Source organism: Hymenobacter sp. (genome assembly GCF_031398885.1).
GTDB lineage: Bacteria > Bacteroidota > Bacteroidia > Cytophagales > Hymenobacteraceae > Hymenobacter.
Genome location: NZ_JANNOD010000062.1, coordinates 1 through 19988 on the forward strand (window position 1 = coordinate 1; position 19988 = coordinate 19988).

17 protein-coding genes are annotated in these 19988 nt (G+C 65.6%); 13 read left to right on the forward strand and 4 right to left on the reverse strand.

Features of this window, described 5'->3' with window-relative positions; all coding sequences use genetic code 11:
* Positions 1 to 151 precede the first annotated feature (151 nt).
* On the forward strand, positions 152 to 2011 hold the full coding sequence (locus RMO51_RS13065; protein WP_310395295.1) for a M1 family metallopeptidase: 1860 nt from the start codon (positions 152 to 154) through the stop codon (positions 2009 to 2011).
* A gap of 197 nt (positions 2012 to 2208) precedes the next feature.
* Here RMO51_RS13065 and RMO51_RS13070 read toward each other — a convergent pair whose 3' ends face one another.
* The gene (locus RMO51_RS13070) at positions 2209 to 2718 is read right to left on the reverse strand and encodes an acyl-CoA thioesterase (RefSeq protein WP_310395297.1); all 510 of its coding nucleotides are present in this window, start codon (positions 2716 to 2718) and stop codon (positions 2209 to 2211) included.
* A 551-nt stretch (positions 2719 to 3269) separates the two neighbouring features.
* On the opposite strand from RMO51_RS13070, the gene RMO51_RS13075 reads away from it, so the two are divergent.
* From RMO51_RS13075 to RMO51_RS13130, 12 genes are all read left to right on the forward strand, one after another.
* Positions 3270 to 4124, forward strand: coding sequence for a hypothetical protein (locus RMO51_RS13075; RefSeq protein ID WP_310395298.1), 855 nt, complete (start codon positions 3270 to 3272; stop codon positions 4122 to 4124).
* 366 nt (positions 4125 to 4490) lie between these two features.
* Positions 4491 to 5891 carry an exopolysaccharide biosynthesis polyprenyl glycosylphosphotransferase gene (locus RMO51_RS13080; RefSeq protein ID WP_310395300.1) on the forward strand — a complete coding sequence of 467 codons (1401 nt, stop codon included), beginning with the start codon at positions 4491 to 4493 and terminating at the stop codon, positions 5889 to 5891.
* Positions 5892 to 5909: 18 nt separating this feature from the next.
* Entirely contained in the window at positions 5910 to 6737 is an 828-nt protein-coding gene (locus tag RMO51_RS13085; RefSeq protein ID WP_310395302.1) for a WecB/TagA/CpsF family glycosyltransferase, read from the forward strand.
* 61 nt (positions 6738 to 6798) lie between these two features.
* On the forward strand, positions 6799 to 7689 hold the full coding sequence (gene rfbF / locus RMO51_RS13090; protein WP_310395304.1) for a glucose-1-phosphate cytidylyltransferase: 891 nt from the start codon (positions 6799 to 6801) through the stop codon (positions 7687 to 7689).
* A 35-nt stretch (positions 7690 to 7724) separates the two neighbouring features.
* Complete coding sequence (locus tag RMO51_RS13095; RefSeq protein WP_310395305.1) at positions 7725 to 8831, forward strand: SDR family oxidoreductase; 1107 nt, start codon at positions 7725 to 7727, stop codon at positions 8829 to 8831.
* Positions 8832 to 8898: 67 nt separating this feature from the next.
* Positions 8899 to 9453 carry a dTDP-4-dehydrorhamnose 3,5-epimerase gene (gene rfbC / locus RMO51_RS13100; RefSeq protein WP_310395306.1) on the forward strand — a complete coding sequence of 185 codons (555 nt, stop codon included), beginning with the start codon at positions 8899 to 8901 and terminating at the stop codon, positions 9451 to 9453.
* Between the two features lie 102 nt (positions 9454 to 9555).
* Positions 9556 to 10905 carry a Gfo/Idh/MocA family oxidoreductase gene (locus RMO51_RS13105; protein WP_310395307.1) on the forward strand — a complete coding sequence of 450 codons (1350 nt, stop codon included), beginning with the start codon at positions 9556 to 9558 and terminating at the stop codon, positions 10903 to 10905.
* A gap of 65 nt (positions 10906 to 10970) precedes the next feature.
* The gene (locus tag RMO51_RS13110; RefSeq protein WP_310395309.1) at positions 10971 to 12320 is read left to right on the forward strand and encodes a class I SAM-dependent methyltransferase; all 1350 of its coding nucleotides are present in this window, start codon (positions 10971 to 10973) and stop codon (positions 12318 to 12320) included.
* A gap of 76 nt (positions 12321 to 12396) precedes the next feature.
* Positions 12397 to 13230: a sugar phosphate nucleotidyltransferase gene (locus RMO51_RS13115; protein ID WP_310395312.1), complete on the forward strand. Its 834-nt coding sequence runs from the start codon at positions 12397 to 12399 to the stop codon at positions 13228 to 13230.
* Complete coding sequence (locus tag RMO51_RS13120; RefSeq protein WP_310395314.1) at positions 13224 to 13862, forward strand: PIG-L family deacetylase; 639 nt, start codon at positions 13224 to 13226, stop codon at positions 13860 to 13862. The genes RMO51_RS13115 and RMO51_RS13120 overlap by 7 nt, the downstream gene beginning before the upstream one ends.
* A 64-nt stretch (positions 13863 to 13926) precedes the next feature.
* Positions 13927 to 15261, forward strand: a complete 1335-nt coding sequence (locus RMO51_RS13125) for a DUF4910 domain-containing protein (protein WP_310395316.1) — start codon at positions 13927 to 13929, stop codon at positions 15259 to 15261.
* A gap of 122 nt (positions 15262 to 15383) precedes the next feature.
* A complete protein-coding gene (locus tag RMO51_RS13130; RefSeq protein ID WP_310395317.1) occupies positions 15384 to 16757 on the forward strand; it encodes a glutamate-1-semialdehyde 2,1-aminomutase in 1374 nt (457 codons plus the stop codon).
* Between the two features lie 57 nt (positions 16758 to 16814).
* Here RMO51_RS13130 and RMO51_RS13135 read toward each other — a convergent pair whose 3' ends face one another.
* From RMO51_RS13135 to RMO51_RS13145, 3 genes are all read right to left on the reverse strand, one after another.
* Positions 16815 to 17828: a glycosyltransferase gene (locus RMO51_RS13135; RefSeq protein WP_310395319.1), complete on the reverse strand. Its 1014-nt coding sequence runs from the start codon at positions 17826 to 17828 to the stop codon at positions 16815 to 16817.
* Positions 17829 to 17895: 67 nt separating this feature from the next.
* Complete coding sequence (locus tag RMO51_RS13140; RefSeq protein WP_310395321.1) at positions 17896 to 19122, reverse strand: glycosyltransferase family 61 protein; 1227 nt, start codon at positions 19120 to 19122, stop codon at positions 17896 to 17898.
* 320 nt (positions 19123 to 19442) lie between these two features.
* Positions 19443 to 19988 (reverse strand): T9SS type A sorting domain-containing protein (locus tag RMO51_RS13145; protein ID WP_310395322.1); only part of this gene is annotated, 546 nt, incomplete at its 5' end.

The window sequence follows — 19988 nt, forward strand, 5'->3', positions numbered from 1 at the left end:
CGCATTTCGTGGGCTTTCACCGACTACTCCATTTTTTGGGACTTTAAATAACTTGCCACCAAGGGCGGCCGTTTCCCCCCCTCTTTTTTTTTGTGGGGGCGGGGGGGTTTGGCAACCCCGCGTAGTTTTACCCCCCACCAACTCCCTCCCCATGCTGAAACCCCTCCTCGCCCTCCTCCTCCTCGCCACCGCCCTCCCGGCCACCGCCCAGACGCCCGCCCTCTACATGCCGCGCGACATTCAGCGCGCCTTCGACAACGGCACCCGCGCGCCCGACGGCCGCCCCGGCCCCAAGTACTGGCAAAACCGCGCCCGCTACGACATCACCGTGCAGGCCGCCCCGCCCGCCCGCGACATCCGCGGCCGCGAAACCATCACCTACTTCAACAACAGCCCCGACACCCTACGCCAGGTTGTGATGCGCCTCACGATGAACATCCACCGGCCCGGCGCCGCCCGCGACGCCGACGCCAACCCTGATTACCTCACCACCGGCCTCGTCATCGACACCTTCCGGGTCAACGGCCAGGCCCGCCCCGCCCCCTTCGCCGACGGCGGCACCGCCCGCAGCCTGCCCCTGGCCCGCCCGCTGGCCCCGCGCGATTCCGTCACCTTCAGCATCGCCTGGCACTTTCCCGTCTCCGTCGAGAGCGGCCGCGAGGGCCAGATTGACCCCACCACCTTTTTCCTGGCCTACTTCTACCCCCGCGTGGCCGTGTATGACGACTACGCCGGCTGGGACCGGCTGCCCTTCGTCGACAGCAAGGAGTTCTACAACGACTTCAACGACTACACCCTGCGCGTGCAGGCCCCCGCCAACTACATCGTATGGGCCACCGGCACCCTCCAGAACCCCGACCAGGTGCTGCAAAAAGCCGCCGCCAAGCGCCTGAAGCAGTCGCTGACCAGCGACAAAGTCATCCACGTGGCCACCGCCGCCGACCTGGCCAAAAACGCCGTCACCGCCCAGCGCCCCCTCAACACCTGGACCTTCACCGCCCGCGACATCTCCGACGTCACCTGCGGCCTGAGCAACCACTACGTCTGGGACGCCGCCAGCGTCGTGGTCGATGCCCGCACCAAGCGCCGCGCCAACATGCAAGCCGCCTACGCCGACTCCACCATCGATTTCCGCGAGTCCGTCAAAAACGGCCAGTACGCCCTCGGCTGGTTCTCGAACCCCCAGAACTGGCCCGGCGTGGCCTACCCCTTCCCCACCATGACGGCCTTCCAGGGCTTCGCCGACATGGAATACCCGATGATGGTGAACGACAGCCCCCAGAAGGACCCCAAGTTTGCCCAGTTCGTGCAGGACCACGAAATTGCCCACACCTGGTTTCCCTTCTACATGGGCATCAACGAAAGCCGCTTCGCCTTCATGGACGAAGGCTGGGCCACCACCTTCGAGCGCCTCATCAACACCGCCGAAAACGGCGCCGCCACCGCCGACCAGCTCTACAAGCAGTTCCGCGTCAACGGCTGGATTCGCGACCGCAACGCCGCCCAGGACCTGCCCATTATCACGCCCAGCAGCGAGCTGCGCGCCGGCTACGGCAACAACGCCTACGGTAAGCCCTCCCTCAGCTACTTCGCCCTGAAGGACCTGCTCGGCGACGCCCTGTTCAAAAAGTGCCTCCACACCTTCATGGACCGCTGGCACGGCAAGCACCCCACGCCCTGGGACTACTTCAACTCCTTCACCAACACCGCCGGCCAGGACCTGACCTGGTTCTTCCAAAACTGGTTTTTCACCAACCACTACATCGACCTGGCCGTGGCCCCCGTCACCGGCCCCGCCGTCACCGTCCAGAACCCCGGCGGCTTCGCCATCCCCTTCGACCTGGCCCTGGAATACACCGACGGCACCAAGGCCACCCTCCACCAGTCCCCCGCCGTCTGGCAAGCCAACCCGCGCCAGGCCACCATCCCGGTGCCCAAAGCCGTGAAATCGGTGACCTTGCAGCAGGGCGTCTTCATGGACGCCAACGAGCGCGACAACAGCTGGCGGTAACCTCACGAGACCCCTCCGGGGCATGACCCCCTCTCCGGCGGAGAGAGGGAACCGGACATGCGTGGATTGAGCTAATTAGAAAGTCCACCCAAATCATCAGACGAGCTTTTAACTTTTAACTCTCAACTTTTAACTTCTTCCACGTGTGCGCAGAACCGGTGCCCCCTCTCCGCGGGAGAGGGGGTCAGGGGGTGAGGTTACGCCTCCCGCTGCCGTTTCAGCTCCTGACGCACCTGCTTTACCCGCTCATCGAACCCGTCCGGGTCGTAGCCCACTTCCTCCACGTCCACCTGGTCGAGCAGCTCCATCATGGCCTCCGAATGGTCGAGGCGGGCGCCGGCGGGCACGCTCACGTAGGTCATTTCCGACCACAGCAGCGCCAGCAGGTGGGTGCCGGCCTCGTTGCGCATCTGCATTTCCAGCACCAGGTTCGAGTTGTCGAAGTGAATGAGCTGGCTGAGAATGCGCACCAATACCCCCTGCCGCGCCGGCTTGAGGTAGCTCAGGTGGTGCTTGGTGATGACCCAGGCGGCGCGCTGCTCGCGGGCCAGCTCGCCCAGGTTCAGGGCGTAGTGGGCGGTGGTGTGGTCCTCCCGCGCATTCAGAAAGTAGTCGAGGTAACGGGCGTTGTTGAGGTGCCCCAGCATGTCGCAGTCCTGGAAGTGGACGCGGTGGGTGGTTTCGGGCGTTTGGATGAGGGCGGGCATGATTCTATTCCAGGGAAGTGCGGGCAGAGACGAAACGTAAAACGCAAGCCAGGCGGCCCGCAAAGGTGCACCCGGCCACTCCGGGCAGGGCCACCACGTTCGGTACCCGCCGGGAGCGCCCCGCCGCCGGCACAACCAAATAGCCACATAACGGCTCAAAATTTTGCACTAGGACGGCAGTGACCTGCATTAATCCCTTATTCTCGCTGAATTAAAGCAGCAAATAATATTTTTTTAATTTGTTTGTTTATATTTAAGGTAATAATCATTACATTTCACAATATTGCTCGGCGCTGCTTCACCCAAGCCGCTGCCGGCGGCAAGAGTGGGCTCGGGGAAGGTTTTTTCAACAGTAAGCGCGCTTCCCGCTCAATTGCGTCGTTGACCCCGGCACTCCCGCGTCGGGGCTACGTCGTCAATCGGGCCGCCGTGCCCCGCTTCGCCAGTTCCGCCGTGTGGGGTTTACCCCCCCGCTTGCCGCGTCGCACCGGCAGCTAGTTACCCGGCATTCCGTCGACCCACATTCCGAGCCTTCCCAACCGGCGACTTTTATGCAAAAGACTTTCATCAATGACCGCATTGCTCAGATAGTAAACTATTTGAACGTGAGCCCTCCGCTGTTTGCCAAGAGCTTGGGGGCATCCGTGGCCCGCATTGCCAACGTAATGGCGGGCCGCAACAAGCCCGATGTGGTGCTCCTGGAAAGAATAGCCGAGAAATACCCCCAAATCAACGCCACCTGGCTCCTGACCGGCAAAGGCGACTTGCCCAAAGCGGCCCGCCCCTACGGCAAATACTACCCCGAAGACCTTCCCCGGCCCGAACACCCCGACCCGGCCGGGGCCCCGGCCGCTTCGTCCCCCCCGGCCCCTGCGCCCGACACAGCGGCCAGCGAGGCCCTGCCTCTCGCCAACGAGGCCGGTGCGGCTGAGCTGCGGGTGCTGGAGCAACTGCTGGAAGTGCAGCAAAACCAGTACTGGCTGAGCATCGACCGGCAGCTGAAACGGGTGCTGAAGCATTTGCTGAGCGTGCAGGAGCTACTCGAAGATTTGGTCGGTATCCAGTTCGACGACGTGGGCTACCGCGACCTGCACCAAAAAATCATTCTGCGCCCGCGGCACGACAAAGACCACCTGCCCGTCGACCCGCTGGCCGAAATGACCGACTCGCAGAAAAGGGCGCACTACGCGGGCCGCGAGCGCCTGCTGGAGCAGTGCGAAGCCCAGTTCGGGGATTTGCTCGACACGCTGCACGCCAGCATCGAGTACCCCGCCAACCTGGACATCCCGCCCCGCAAGGGCTCCGCAGCCGAGGCTTTGCGGCCCCTGCTCGCGCAGCGCCGCTACCGCAGCAGCGGCGACGACAAAGAAGCCACCCGGCGAAAAAAAGCCGGCAACGCCCTCTAGAGGCAGCAAACGGCCCACCCCACCCCGGCCGCCCAGTCCACCCGACGCCTGCTACGTCACCCGCCCTCCCTAGCGGTTGAGCAGCGCGCAGCCAAAGCCATTTTGCCGGAACAAAAATTCCATTGGCAAAAATGGAATCATTTATTCCCAGCTAGATAATATAATATTTATGCTATTAATATTAATCTAATAAACAATTGCGCAATATTATTATGATTTTTAGCTTATGAAGCGACTCTTTACATAGATTTAATGTAAATAAATATTGACTAATTAATAAATAATGATTTACTTTACGACACCTCCCTAAACCTTCTTCTCACCCGCTCTCCCATACGCTGCACCCATGCCATCTCTTCACTGCTTATGGAACGCTATGAACACTACACCGATACGTCACTGATTGTCCTGCCGCTGGTCGATACGCTGGTAATTTTTGGCGCTTTCCGCCTGGCTGCCTACACCGCCGCTGGAACGGCGGCGCTGCCAGGATACAATCCGCTGCTGTTCGTCATCTTTGCTCTGCTCTGGGGTGTCTTGTCGCGCCAGTACGCCAACATTTACCGGCTGGACCGGCTGATGTCGTACGGCGAGAAGCTGCACTACTTGCTGCGGACCTTCGCCCTGCACGCGGGCTTGCTGCTGCTGGGGGCCATGCTGCTGCACGCGCCGCTGGGGCCCTTGCCTTACGTGGCCACGGTGTACGGCTTTGCCGTGGTGGGCGTGGTGCTGGGGCGGTTTGCGTTGGCTTTTGGGTACCGTGCCTACCGGCGGCACGTGGCCCAGCCCAGCCGCTTCGTTATTGTGGGGGCCAACGCCAGCGGGCAGGAGCTCCACCGTTTCCTGACCAGCCGCGAAACGGTGAACACCGAGTTCAGGGGGTTCTTTACGGATGCTGGCGAAGAGGTGGCCGCCGACTTGCGGGCGCTCGTGCGCGGCTCGGTGGCCGAGCTGAAGGCCTACTGCCTGAGCACCCGCATCGACGAGCTATACTTCACGCTACCCTTCGACCGGCACGCGCTGATTGAGGACCTGTCGAGCTTCGCGGCGGAAAACTTTCTTTCCTTCCGCATCGTGCCCGACTACTCGGCCACGATGGGGCGCGACGTGAACGTGTACTTCTACGACCGGATGCCCATCCTCACGGTTCGGCACGAGCCGCTGGGCATCCACGCCAATCAGGCACTCAAGCGGCTGTTTGACATCGGCTTTTCGGCGGTAGTAATTGGCGCCCTGTTTCCGATTGTGATGCCGCTGCTGGCCCTGCTCATCAAGCTCGACTCGCCGGGGCCGGTGTTTTTCAAGCAGATGCGGCCCGGCCGGCGCAACCAGCTGTTCCCGTGCTACAAGCTGCGCACCATGCGCAACGACCACCGCCAGACGGAGCTGCAGGCCACCCGGGCCGACCCCCGGGTGACGCGGGTGGGCAAGTACCTGCGCAAGTACAACCTCGACGAGCTGCCGCAATTTTTCAACGTGCTGCTGGGGCACATGTCGGTGGTGGGGCCGCGGCCCAATATGGTGTCGCAGCTGGAGGAATACTCCAAGCACATCCGCACCTACCCCATGCGCCACACCATCATGCCGGGCATCACGGGCTACGCCCAGGTGAACGGCTACCGCGGCGAGACGCGCGCCCCCCACGCCATGGAAAAACGGGTAGAATACGACCTGAAATACATGGAGAGCTGGTCGTTCGGGCTCGACCTGCAGATTATCGGGCAAACCCTGCGCAACATGGTGCGCGGCGAAAAGAACGTCTACTAGGGATTCTCCATCGTTGCTATGAAAGCCCTACTTCCCAAACGCCCGGTACTCAACGCCCTGGTTTCGACCGGCGCCCCCGCCGACTTTGTTGATTCCATTCTGCAGCTGGGCGCCGCCCGGTCGTCGGCCTACGTGTGCTGCGCCAACGTGCACATGCTGGTAGAAGCCCACCGCAACCCGGCCTTCGGGCAGGTGCTGGCCGGCGCGGCCGTGGTCACGCCCGACGGCAGCCCCGTGGCGGCGGCCGTGGGCTGGTTCCACGGGGAGCCGCAGGAGCGGGTGGCCGGCATGGACCTGCTGCCGGCCCTGCTGGAAGCCGCCGCCGCGCGCGGCCAGTCGGTGTACTTCTACGGCACCACCGATGAGGTGCTGGCGGCCATGGTGGCGCGCGCCCGGCGCGAATTGCCCACCCTGCGCATTGCGGGGGTGCACGCGCCCCCCTTCCGGCCCCTCACGGCTGCCGAGGAAGCGGCCGACGTGGCCGCCATCAACGCCGCCGACCCCGACCTGCTGTTTGTGGCCCTGGGCTGCCCGCGACAGGAACAATGGATGGCGGCCCACCAGGGCCGCATCCGGGCCTGCATGTTGGGAGTGGGCCAGGCTTTTCCCGTGTACGCGGGCCAAGAGCCCCGCCTGCCCGTGTGGGCCCGGCAGCTGTGGCTGGAATGGGCGTTTCGGCTGTGCCAGGAGCCCCGCCGCCTGGCCCGCCGCTACCTGGTCACCAACTCGTGGTTTTTGTACCTGCTGGTCCCGGCCGTTTGGCGCCACCTCGTGAGCGGCGCCGGTCAGCGGCCGCTGACCGGCCGGCCGGCGCGGCCCGGCAGCAACACCTGGCGCACTGCCTGAGCGCACTGCCTTCGCTTACCTCTTTCACCCTCAGAATACGCACCCTCAGAATACGCACCCAATGAAGGCAGTCATCTTGGCGGGCGGCTACGGCACCCGCATCAGCGAAGAAAGCGGCATCCGGCCCAAGCCCATGGTGGAAATTGGCGGCAAGCCGATTCTGTGGCACATCATGAAAATCTACGCCCACCACGGCATCACCGACTTCGTGGTGTGCTGCGGCTATAAGGGGCACATGATTAAGCAGTATTTCGCCGACTATTTCCTGCAAAACTCGGACGTGACTTTCCGAATGGACCGCCAGGAGATGCACGTGCACTGCAACCACGCCGAGCCCTGGACCGTGACGCTGGTCGACACGGGCCTCGAAACCCTGACCGGCGGCCGGCTCCGGCGCGTGCGGGAGTACCTGAACGAGGGGACCTTCTGCCTGACCTACGGCGACGGGGTGAGCGACATTGATATCCGGGCCAGCATCCGGCATCACCAGCAGCAGGGGGCGCTGGCCACGCTCACGGCCGTGCGTCAGCCGGGGCGCTTCGGGGTGTTCAACCTGAGCACCGCCGACACCCGCGTGCACAACTTCATGGAAAAGCCCGAAGGCGGCGAAACCCCCTGGATTAACGGCGGCTTTTTTGTGCTGGAGCCCGGCATTTTTGACTACATCGACGGCGACGAGACGGTGTGGGAGAAGGGCCCGCTGGAGCGCCTGGCCGCCGAGGGCCAGCTGACGGCCTACCGCCACAGCGGGTTCTGGCAGCCGATGGACACGCTGCGCGACCGCACCATGCTCGAAGAGCTGTGGCAGACGGGCAGCGCGCCGTGGAAGGTGTGGCCCGCCGCGCCGCCCCGGACGGCGGCCCCGCACGCCCCGGCCACCGACGACCCGGCCCGGCCCACCCGCCTGCAACCCGCCCACCTGGTGACCCCTACGCCGGCTCTTACCCTCTAGTTAATCTTTCTAGCCCCGCGCCAACCCATCGTTTTATGACTCCTTCCCGCATCCTCATCACCGGCAACATGGGCTACGTGGGCCCGGGCGTGGTGCAGCACCTGCGCCAGGTGTTTCCCCACGCCGAGCTGATTGGCTACGACCTGGGCTTTTTTGCCCACTGCCTGACGGGCGCCTCCCGGTTGCCCGAGTCGCGGCTCGACCGGCAGGAATTTGGCGACGTGCGCCAGGTGCCCGACGCCCTGCTGGCCGGGGTGGACGCCGTGGTGCACCTGGCGGCCGTTTCGAACGACCCGATGGGCAACGCCTACGAAGAAGTGACCATGGAAATCAACCACCGCGCCGGCATCAAGCTGGCCCGGCAGGCCAAAGCCGCCGGCGTGGGGGCCTTCGTGTTCGCCAGCTCGTGCAGCATCTACGGCATGGGGGGCGAAGACGCCAAGACCGAAGCCTCGGGCGTGAACCCGCTCACGGCCTACGCCCGCTCGAAAGTGGCCAGCGAGCAGGACCTGGCCCCGCTGGCCGACGCCGACTTCACCGTGACCTGCCTGCGCTTCGCCACGGCCTGCGGCTGGAGCGACCGGCTCCGGCTCGATTTGGTGCTGAACGACTTCGTGGCCAGCGCCGTGGCCAGCGGCGAAATCAGCATCCTGAGCGACGGCACGCCCTGGCGTCCGCTCATTCACGTGCGCGACATGGCCCGGGCCACTGAGTGGGCCATTGGCCGCACGGCCGCGAACGGCGGCTCGTTCCTGGCCGTGAATGCGGGCTCGGACGAGTGGAACTACCGGGTGAAAGAGCTGGCCGAGGCCGTAGCCGCGGCCCTGCCCGGCACCCGCGTGCACGTGAACCCCGCCGCGGCCCCCGACCTGCGCTCCTACCGGGTCGACTTCGGCTTGTTCCGGCAGCTGGCCCCCGACCACCAGCCCCGGCACCGCCTGGCCGCCACCATTGCCGAGCTCCACGAACAACTCCAGGCCATGGAGTTCTGCGACCCGCTGTTCCGCACCTCCCGCCTGATGCGCCTGCGCGTGCTGACGTCGTTGCGCGAACACGGCGAGCTGACCGAACGGCTGACCTGGGCCAGCCCGGCAGCACCCGCCGCCGCCCCGCCGCGGGCCGAGGCAATGGCCGCCACGTAGCGCGTCGGCGCCCAACCAATAACCGATACATGTCAACACCAGGTATTTTTTTCACCCCCGGCGGCTTATGATTTTCACCGAAACCAAACTGGCAGGAGCCTTTATCATTGACCTGGAGCGGCGCTCCGACGAACGGGGCTTTTTTGCCCGCTCGTGGTGCGAGGACGAGTTTGCGGCCCACGGCCTGCACCTGCCGCCGCTGCAAGCCAACCTGTCGTCAAACCCCACCCAGGGCACGCTGCGCGGCATGCACTACCAACTGCCGCCCCACGAGGAAAGCAAGCTGGTGCGCTGCACCCGCGGGGCCCTCTTCGACGTGATAGTGGACCTGCGCGAGGAGTCCCCCACCTTCGGCCAGTGGGTGGGCGTGGAGCTGACGGCGGACAACTTCCGGCAGCTGTTCGTGCCCGAGCGCTTTGCCCACGGCTTCCTCACGCTGACGCCCCACACCGACGTGACGTACCAGGTATCGGCCAAGTACGCGCCCGGCGCCGAGGGCGGCCTGCGCTGGAACGACCCCACCCTGGGCATCGCCTGGCCCGCCCCGCCGCAACTGCTGTCGGCCAAAGACCAGGCTCACCCAGATTTCAAGCATCAGTTGGCCGTGAACAACGACCGATGAACAATTGGGAGAGCGGCGGTCAGAATCCGCTTCCCAATTTTCTGTTTGTGGTCCCCTACCCACTGCTTCTTGTTCACTGCTCACTGCTCACTGATAATTGCCATGATACTAGTTGACAACGCGCTGAAGGCTCGTCAGGCCGCTGGCCGGCCCATCCGGGTGGGCATGGTGGGGGCCGGGTTTATGGGGCGGGGCGTGGCCCGGCAAATTTGCCGCTACGTGCCGGGCATGGTGCTGGCCGCCGTGGCCAACCGCACCCTGGCCCAGGCCCGCCGCGCCTACGAGGAAGCCGGCGAGGTGGGCGTGCACGAAGTGTCGTCGGTGGCGGCCCTGGAGCGCTGCGTCGAGCTAGGCCGGCCCGCCATCACCGAAGACGCCCTGCTGCTGAGCCGCGCCGGGGGCATCGACGTCATCATCGAAGTGACCGGCGCCGTGGAGCACGGCGCGCACGTGGTGCTCGAAGCCATCCGGCACGGCAAGCACGTGGTGCTGCTCAACGCCGAGCTGGACGGCACCGTGGGCTCCATTTTAAAGGTTTATGCCGACCGCGCCGGCGTGGTCTACACCGTCTCGGACGGCGACCAGCCCGGCGTGACGCTCAACCTGGCCCGCTTCGTGATTGGGCTGGGCGTGAAGCCGGTGCTGTGCGGCAACATCAAGGGCCTGCACGACCCCTACCGTAACCCCACCACCCAGGAGGGCTTTGCCCGGCAGTGGGGCCAGAACCCGAGCATGGTCACCAGCTTCGCCGACGGCAGCAAAATCAGCTTCGAGCAGGCCGTCATCGCCAATGCCTTGGGCATGGAAGTGGCGCAGCGCGGCATGCTGGGCCCCACCGTGGCGCCGGGCACCCCCATCAGCAAAGCCGCCGAGTGGTACCCCCACGACCGGCTGCTGAACGGCGGCCCCGGCCTGGTGGACTACGTGGTGGGGGCCGAGCCCGGTCCCGGCGTGTTTGTGCTGGGCACCCACGACGACCCCGTGCAGCAGCACTACCTCAAGCTCTACAAGCTGGGCCCCGGGCCGCTCTACTGCTTTTACACGCCTTACCACCTCTGCCACTTCGAAACGCCCACCTCGGTGGCCCGCGCGGCTCTGTTCCACGACGCCGCCCTCGCTCCGCAGGGCGCGCCCTGCGTGGAAGTGGTGACCACGGCCAAAATCCCGCTCCGGGCCGGCGACGTGCTCGACGGCATTGGCCACTACATGACCTACGGCTTGGCCGAGAACTACCCGCTCGCCCGCTTGCAAAACCTGCTGCCCATTGGCGTGGCCGAGGGCTGCGCGCTGCGCCACGACGTGCCCCAGGACCAGGTGCTGACCTACGACGACGTGGTGCTGCCCGAAGGCCGCCTGGTCGACCAACTGCGCCGCGAGCAGGAAGCCTATTTCGGCCGCCCCGCGCTGGCCGAGCTGATGCCAACCGACGGCGAGTCCGGCATCAGATATTAGTTGACGCCTTGAATTTCAAATTGTTGCCAAGCCCTGTCTTTTCGTCTTTTCTGCACAATACTCCCATGATGAACTCCCTACCGCCCGTGCTGGAGGGGCACGCCGTCTACGACTTGCCCCTGGTGTTGCCAAGCCCCGTGGGCTTCCCGGTGCCCACCTCGGAAGCAGTGGCCCCGGCGGGAACGTGCCGGTTTTGCGGCACGCCGCTGCACGTCACCTTCGTCGACCTGGGCCCTTCGCCGCTGTGCCAGGAGCACGTGCGGCCCGAGGACTTTGACCGGGCCGAGGCTTTCTACGACCTGCACGCCTACGTGTGCCGGGCCTGCCAGCTGGTGCAGGTGAAGGACCTGATAACCCCCGCCGACGTGTTTCCGAACGACTACGCCTACTTGTCGTCGTACTCGCCCTCCTGGCTGCGGCACGCGCAGGCCTACACCGCCATGGCCATCGAACGCTTCGGCCTCGGCCCCGAGCACCTGGTGGTGGAAGTGGCCAGCAACGACGGCTACCTGCTCCAGTACTTCGTCGAGGCCGGCATTCCGGTGCTGGGCATCGAGCCGGCCGAGAACGCGGCCAACTACGCCCGCCAGAAAGGCATCAACACCCTCGGCAAGTTTTTTGGCCTGGAAACGGCCCGCGACGTGGCCACTAGCTGCGGCCGGGCCGACCTGCTGATTGGCAACAACGTGCTGGCCCACGTGCCCGACATCAACGACTTTGTGGCCGGGCTGAGCCTGCTGCTCAAGCCCGATGGCGTGCTCACCATGGAATTTCCGCACCTGCTGCGGCTGGTGGCCGGCAACCAGTTCGATACCATCTACCACGAGCATTTCAGCTACCTCTCCTTCTGGACGGTGGAGCACATTTTTGCCTACCACGGCCTCACCCTGTTCGACGTGGAAGAACTGCCCACCCACGGCGGCTCCTTGCGCATCTACGCCCGGCACGCGGCCTGCACCGGGCCGGGCCGGGCCGTAACGGCCGCCGTGCCCGCGCTGCGGGCGCAGGAAGTGCAGGCCGGCGTGTGCGACCTCGACTTCTACGCCAACTTCGCCGCCAGCGCCAAAGAAACCAAGCGCAAGCTGCTCGGCTTTCTGATTGACGCCAAGCGGGCCGGCAAAACGGTGGTGGGCTACGGCGCCCCCGGCAAGGGCAACACCCTCCTCAACTACTGCGGCATCCGCACCGACTTCGTCGACTACACCGTCGACCTGAACCCCCACAAGCAGGGCAATTTCCTGCCCGGCACCCGCCTGCCCATCTACCACCCCGACCGCATCCTGGAAACCCGGCCCGACTACGTGCTGATTCTGCCCTGGAACCTGCGCGAGGAAATCATGGAGCAAATGGCCATTATCCGCACCTGGGGCGGCCAATTCGTGGTGCCCATTCCCGAAGTGCGGGTGTACGCGTAGCCTGACTCAGTTGCAGTTACCCCGTGTGCTCCGCGCGGGCATTCTCCTTTTATCCGCTTCCTCCATCTCACCCATTATGAAAGTTGTCCTGTTTTGCGGGGGACTCGGGCTGCGACTGCGCGACTACGCCCCGCGCACGCCCAAGCCTTTGGTACCCATCGGGCATCAGCCCCTGCTCTGGAACCTGATGCGCTACTACGCGCACTACGGCCACACCGAATTCATCCTGTGCCTGGGGCACAACGCCGGCGCTTTCCGGCGCTACTTTTCGCGCGGCGCCGGCCTGGCCGCCGCGGCTGCGGGCTGGAGCGTGACCTGCGTGGATACCGGCCTGGACTACAACCTGGGCCAGCGGCTGGCCGCCGTGCGGCCGCGCCTGCAGGGCGAGGAGGCGTTCCTCGTCAATTACGCCGACGTGCTGACCGACTTGCCCTTGCCGGCCATGCTGGCCAACTTCTACCAGCGCGGCTGCGTGGCGAGCTTTTTGGCCTACCAGCCCACGCAAACATTTCACATGGTGACGATGGACGCCAACAGCCAAGTGCGCAGCATCAGCCCGATGGCCAACGCCGGGCTGTGGGTGAATGCTGGTTTTATGGTGTTTCGGCCGGAGATTTTTGACTATCTGAAGCCCGGGGAGGAATTAGTGGAGCAGCCCTTTCAGCGCTTGATAGCCGCCGGCGAGTTGATGGCCTATCCCTACAAAGGCTTCTGGGCCACCATGGACACGCCCAAGGACAAGCTGATTCTCGACGGAATTCAGCACCAGGGCAACCCACCTTGGGAAGTGTGGAGCGAAGGCACGGTCCCGGCACCGTTGCCATACGCCGCACCTGCCCAACTCCGGGCCCGCACTCCCGTGCTGGTGGCTTCGCTGGCGCCGGTGCAGCACGCGCGCGCGGCGTGCTGAGGCTGGGCTTGCCGGCGGGCCTGCGCGTGCTCTGCCTGGGAGCACACTGCGACGACATTGAGATTGGGGCCGGGGGCACGCTGCTGCGTCTGCTGGCCGCTGGCCAGGTGAGTGCCGTGCGCTGGGTGGTGCTGGCGGCCACCGACGAGCGCGCCCGCGAAGCCGAAGCCTGCGCCGCCCAGTTTCTGGCCGCGGCCCCGGCGGCTGAAGTCACCGTGCATCGTTACCGCGACGGCTTGCTGTCACAGGACTACGCAGCCGTCAAGGCCGACTTTGAAGCCCTCAAGCCCTTCGCCCCGGACCTGATTCTGACCCACTACCGCCACGACCTGCACCAAGACCACCGCCTGGTAGCCGACCTGACCTGGAACACATTCCGCAACCATCTCATTTGGGAATATGAAATCCCCAAATTCGACGGCGACTTGGGCAACCCGAACTGCTTTGTTGCCCTGTCGGCGGCCGAGCTGGCGCGCAAGGTGACGCTGCTGCTGGCGGGCTTCCCCAGCCAGGCCGGCAAGCACTGGTTCGATGCCGAAACCTTTCGGGCGCTGCCCCGGCTGCGCGGCGTGCAGGCCGGGGGCGATGCCCTTTACGCCGAAGCCTTCCACGTGCCCAAGCTGGTGGTGTGATGCCCCGCCTGGCCGCGGCCAGATTACCGTTTGCCTGTTTCAACTTATTTTTTGACTCCACGCCATGCGCGCCGCTAGTTCTGCTGTTGGGCTGCCAGTTGCCCCCGGCGCACCGCCCGACCTGAGCGAAGCGCTGCACGCGATGGTGCGGCGGCTGTTTCCAATCTGCCGCAGCATCACCGGCGACGGGGTGCGCCAAACGCTGGCCATTCTGGGCGAGTACCTGCCGGGCCTCCAGGTGCACGAAGTGCCCACCGGCACGCCCGCCTTCGACTGGACCGTGCCCCGCGAGTGGACCGTGCGCGACGCCTGGGTGAAAAACCGCGGCGGCGAGCGGGTTATTGATTTCCGGGCACACAACCTGCACCTGGTGAGCTACAGCGTGCCGGTGCGCGGCTGGTTTTCGCGGGCCGAGCTAGACGCGCACCTGCACTCGCTGCCCGCCCAGCCCGCCCTCATTCCCTATCGCACGGCCTACTACGCCGATGCGTGGGGCTTTTGCCTGCCCCACGCCCAGCGGCTGGCCCTGCCCGACGAAGACTACGAGGTGTGCATCGACACGACGCTGGCCCCCGGCGCCCTTACCTATGGCGAGCTGCTGCTGCCGGGCGAGAGCCCCGAGGAAGTCCTGATTTCCTGCCACCTCTGCCACCCTTCGTTGGCCAACGACAACCTCTCGGGCCTGGCGGTGGCTGCTTACCTGGCGCAGCACCTGGCCCAAGCCCCGCGCCGCTACAGCCACCGCTTCGTGTTCGTGCCCGGTACCATCGGCGCGCTCACCTGGCTGAGCCGCAACTTTGAGGCCGTGGGCCGCGTGCGGCACGGGCTGGTGCTCGCGCTGCTGGGCGAGGCGGCCCCGTTCACGTACAAGCAGTCGCGGCGCGGCACGGCCATCATCGACCGCGCCGCGGCCCTGGTGCTGGCCGAGAACGGGCTTCCGCACGCGGTGCGGCCGTTTTCGCCCTACGGCTACGACGAGCGCCAGTACTGCTCGCCCGGCTTCGACTTGCCCATGGGCGGCCTGTCGCGCACGCCGTTCGGCGAATTCGCGGAGTACCACACCTCGGCCGACAACCTGGACTTTGTGCGGCCCGAAGCCCTGCTCGCCTCCCTGCACGCAGTGCAGGAAATCCTGGCCGTGCTCGACGCCAACCGCCGCTACCGCAACCGGAGCCCCTACGGCGAGCCCCAGCTGGGCCGGCGCGGGCTGTACGGCCCCGTGGGCGGCAACCTGCACGGAGCGGTCTGGCAGCTGGCCCTGCTTTGGGTGCTCAATCTTTCGGATGGGCAGCACAGCCTGCTCGACATCGCGGAGCGGTCAAAGCTGCCGTTCGGGCAGGTCCTGGAAGCAGCCCGTGCTTTGGCGGCCACGGACTTGCTTGAATTATTACCTGATTAAGAATAATTATTTTATATTTATATATTTTGTAATTTTAAGTAGACCAATACACAAAAGTAAATCGAACGGGTTGCCGCAGCTCCCGTTTCGCGGCCAGTTTTCTCCTTTTTCAGCTTTTTGCCATGAATGACCCCGCCGTTCTCACGCCCTTGGCGACCCCCCCCGCGGCCCCGTCGCGGCCCGCGCCCGCCGACTTTGCGGGCTCGCAGGCCCTGCAAGCGCGGTTTCACGCCGCCATTCCGGGCGGGGCGCACACTTACGCCAAGGGCGACGACCAGTTCCCGGAGTTCATGGCGCCCTACCTGACGCACGGCGCCGGCTGCCGGGTGTGGGACGTGGACGGCCACGAGTTCATCGAGTACGGCATGGGGCTGCGGGCCGTCACGCTGGGCCACGCCTACCCGCCGGTGGTGGCGGCCGCGCAGCGGGAGCTGGTCCGGGGCACCAACCTCGGCCGGCCCACCGTGCTGGAGCTGGAAACGGCCGAGGAATTCCTCGACTTCACGCGGGCGGGCGACATGGTGAAATTCACCAAAAACGGCTCCGACGCCACCACGGCCGCCGTGAAGCTGGCCCGCGCCTACACCGGGCGCCCACTGGCCGCCATTTGCCGCGACCATCCGTTTTTCTCGGTCGACGACTGGTTCATCGGCGCTTCGCCCATGGCGGCGGGCGTGCCCGCGGCGGTGCGGGCGCTCACCGTGGGCTTCCGCTACAACGACCTGCCCAGCGTGGAGGCCTTGTTCGCCGAACACTCCGGCCGGGTGGCCTGCCTGCTGCTGGAGCCCGAGAAAGACGTGCCGCCCGCGCCCGGCTTTTTGGAAGGCCTGCGCCGCCTCTGCGACGCCGAAGGCTGCTTGCTGATTTTTGACGAAATCATCACCGGCTTTCGCTGGCACAACCACGGGGCCCAAGGCCTGTACGGCGTGCGGCCCGACCTGAGCGCCTGGGGCAAGGCCCTGGCCAACGGCCTGGCCCTGGCCGCCCTCTGCGGCCGCCGCGAAATAATGGAGCGCGGCGGCCTGCACCACCCCCACGAGCGGGTATTCCTGCTCTCGACCACCTACGGGGCCGAAACCCACGCCCTGGCCGCCGCCCGGGCCGTGATGCGCACCTACGCCGCCGAACCCGTGGTGGCCCACCTGCGCACGCAGGGCGAACGGCTGCGCCAGGGCCTGGAGCAAGCCGCCCGCGACCAGGGCGTGGCCGAGCATTTCCGCCTAATGGGCCCCGGCTGCTGCCTCTACTACGGCACCCGCGACGCCGAAGGCCAGCCCTCGCAGGCCTTCCGCACCCTGTTTCTGCAGGAAACCCTGAGCCGGGGGCTCATGCTGCCTTCGCTCGTTATCAGCTACGCGCACTCGGCCGCCGTGGTGGACGAAACCGTGGAGCGGGTGCACGCGGCGCTGGGCGTGTACCGCCGTGCGCTGGAAGACGGCATCGGGCAGCACCTGCTGGGCCGGGCGGTAAAGCCGGTGTTTCGGACGCACAACTGAGGCTTGCGGGCGGCAATTACTCCTCGCGGCGGGCCGGCAGCTTTCGCCCACGCCTTTTCAGACCACTGATTCCACCGCACTCAACGGGGCGTGTTGGCTTGGGGCGGCGGGTGGCGGGGCGGGCCAGTGCTGCGCCGCCCGTTGCTGCACCAGCCGGCGGCTGGCCAGCAAGTCGCGCCGGTGCTGCCACACGTAGCGCAAGGCCCGCAACGAGGTGCGCTCAAACAGCAGCAGGTAGCCCAGAATGAAGAGTTGGCGCGGCAAAGCCTGCGTCAGCATGGTCGCTACTTGGCCTGCCGGGGTATTTTTCACCAGCAGCAGCCACTGGTTTTTCACGGCGTCGGCCTTGATGGCCCCGCCCAGCCGCCGCCGCACCGCGAGGTTGACGGGGATGAACTGCCGCGGGTGCAGGGCCCGGCAAGCCGGCTCAAACAGCGTGCGCCAGCCGTAAAGCTCCCCGCGCCAAGCCACGTCCCAGTCTTCCTTGTGGGCAAAAAAGCGCGGGTCAAAAAAAGACCCTTCCACCCGCAGGTCGTCGATGCAGCGGCGGCGCAGCAGCGGCAGGGCGCCGTCGGCCCCGGCCACCTCCACCGGCCCCAACGGGCCCACCTCGCTCAGCCGCTGCCCGTGCAGGCGCAGGCCGTAGCGCCCGCCCGAGAGCCTGACCAGCCCGGCGCTGTCGATGCGCGGGTCGGCTTCGCTGCTTTGCACCAGCAGGCCGCACACCGTGCCGATGCGCGCGTCGGGGCCCATGGCGGCCACGGCGCGGGCCAGGTAGTCGGGGGCCATCTCAATGTCGGGGTTCACCAGCAGCACAAATTCCGTGGCGGTGCGGTCGAGGGCGTAGTTGTGGCCCCCGCAGAAGCCCGTGTTCTCGGGCAGGGCGTGCAGGCGCAGGCGCGCATCGGTGGCGGCCAGGACCGCCACCCGGGCGCGGGTGTCGTCGGCCGAGGCATTGTCGATCACCCACAGTTCAAAGTCGGCATACGTCTGGGCCAGGGCCGAGCGCAGGCAGGCCTCAATGCAGTCGGCGCTGTTCCAGGTCACGACGGAGAGCAAGACGGTGGCCATGGGCGGTTCGGTTTTTTACTGAAAAGAGCGGGGGTCGAATGCTCGCCCGCTTTGTGCCGCTGCCGGGCTACTCCGCCGCCCCGGTCAGCGCGACGGCCGGCGTCCGCAGCCCCACTTGGTGCAGTAGCTGCTGCAGGGCGGCCACGTCCACGGCCAGGTCGCCGAGGCGGTCGGAGCCGGCGCCGGTGCCGATGCCCGTGCCCGCGCTTATCAACGGGTGGTGCACCAGGTCGAGGCGCGACGACATTTCCCAGAAATCCGACACCACAAAGTGGCGCGGCATCATCTCAATGAGCGTGGTGCCCGGCGCGCAGAAGCTCACGTTAATCAGCCCGGCCCCCACCGGCGACACAATGGTGCGGGCCTGGGAAAACAGGGCCACCTTTTCGGGAAAGCTCAACGTGCCCAGCACGTACGTCTCGAAGCCGTAGGGCCGCAGCATGGCCTCCACCTCGGCCTCGTTGGTAACGTGGCGCACGGCCGCGTCGCGGCGGCTGATGTACACGAGCGGGCTGAACGTGCGGGCCACTTTCCGGCCAACTTTCAGGTAGGAGGCCCGCATGAACTCGAAGGCCCAGCGCGGGTAGTGCCGCCCGCGCCCGCGCACGGCCGAGGGCACCACCAACCGGTCGGCCCGCAGGTGGCGGTGGGTTTGCACGTCCAGAATCCGCTCCGGGCCCACGCCCAGCAGGCCCAGGGTTTCGCGCACGAAATTGTTGTGGCGGTCGTACACCAGAAAGTAATCGATGCCGTCCCACTGGCCGGCTTCTTTCACGAGGTGCAGGCAGGGCAGCGAGTCGAGCAGCCAGTGCGAATAGTTGCCCATGGCCGCCCCGCCGCCCGAGAGCAGGCTGCACACGGTGCCGGCCACCGGCACGGGCTCGCGGAAATAGCGCTGGTCGAAAATGTTGTTGTCCTCCGGCGGCACCATGTTCCATTCCCGCTTGCCGAATTGAAACGAGGCGTCGCCCACCAGCCGGTTGTCGGCCGCTATCACGGCCACGCTGTTGTAGTTGTCGGCGTAGAGGCGGCCGTTGGCCAGCGTGAGCACGAAGGCCGGCACGGTGTGCTCCTCGGGGTGGGGTTTTTCGTAGTCCACGCACAGGTCGTAGAATTCGGGCGTCACCTCAAGCCGCGAGGTGTAAGCCGGCACAATTTCCTGGTAAGTGGCCCCGCTCCCCGGCTGGGCGGCCAGCCGCCGACTGCTGGCGTGCACGCCCACCGGCCGGTAGCGCAGGTTGTGGGGCAGCAACTCGCGCAGCAACCGGCCGGCCCGGCGTTCAATTCGTTTCAACGTCTCCATAAAACCAGAAAAAGTGCTGCCAAATCATTTCTCAAAGCTGAATATGCTTCCTCATCCAGCGACTTACCCCTTGATGCCCACGGGCCAACAGCGGTACTGCACCAAAAATAGTTATTTTTATTTCAATTTGTGGAGAATTTTTTTAATTATTGCGCTAATATAAGATAATAGTAATGTTTACAAAACAGGGCTGGCGACTTCTCTTGTCCTTTTGCGTTTGACGCGCCGAAAACGTGCCCCGGCCAAATGCAAAAAGGCCTGCTCCCCCTCGGGAACAGGCCTTTTTGAGCCCGGAAATATTAAATTCTTAGTTAATCCTTCTTGAGTAGGTTGAGCGCAGTGCCAGCTAGCGAGCCGCTCACGAAGCGCACCACGTAGCTACCCACGGGCAGGGCGCCCACGCTGAGCGGTTGGCTGGAAGTCCCTGCCGGGAAAGCCAAGGTGGCCCGTCTCACCACCACGCCCATGTTCGTTAGCACCTGGACCTGCATTTTCTCGGCCTGCGCCACGGTGGCCGCCACCTGCACCTGCGTTTGGCCGGTCTCGACGGGGTTCGGGTACAGCGTCACCGGTGCGGCTTTTGCGGCAGCCTCGGAACCGGCCCCGGCAACTTTGGCACTGAAAATACTAGCGGCACTGGATGCGCCGCCCGTGCCCTGGCGGCGGACCTCGACGCCGGAGAGGTTGACGGTGCCCCCGCTCGTGGTCAGGCGCAGCGTGCCGTTGCTCACCGTGGCCGCGTAGGGGCCCAGCTTGGCCCAGGCCCCGGCCCGGCCCGTGCTCAGGTTGGCGGCCACCGGCTGCCCGTTGACGGCCACGCTGAACGTTTCCGGGTTGTTGTCCTCCCACACGTAGGC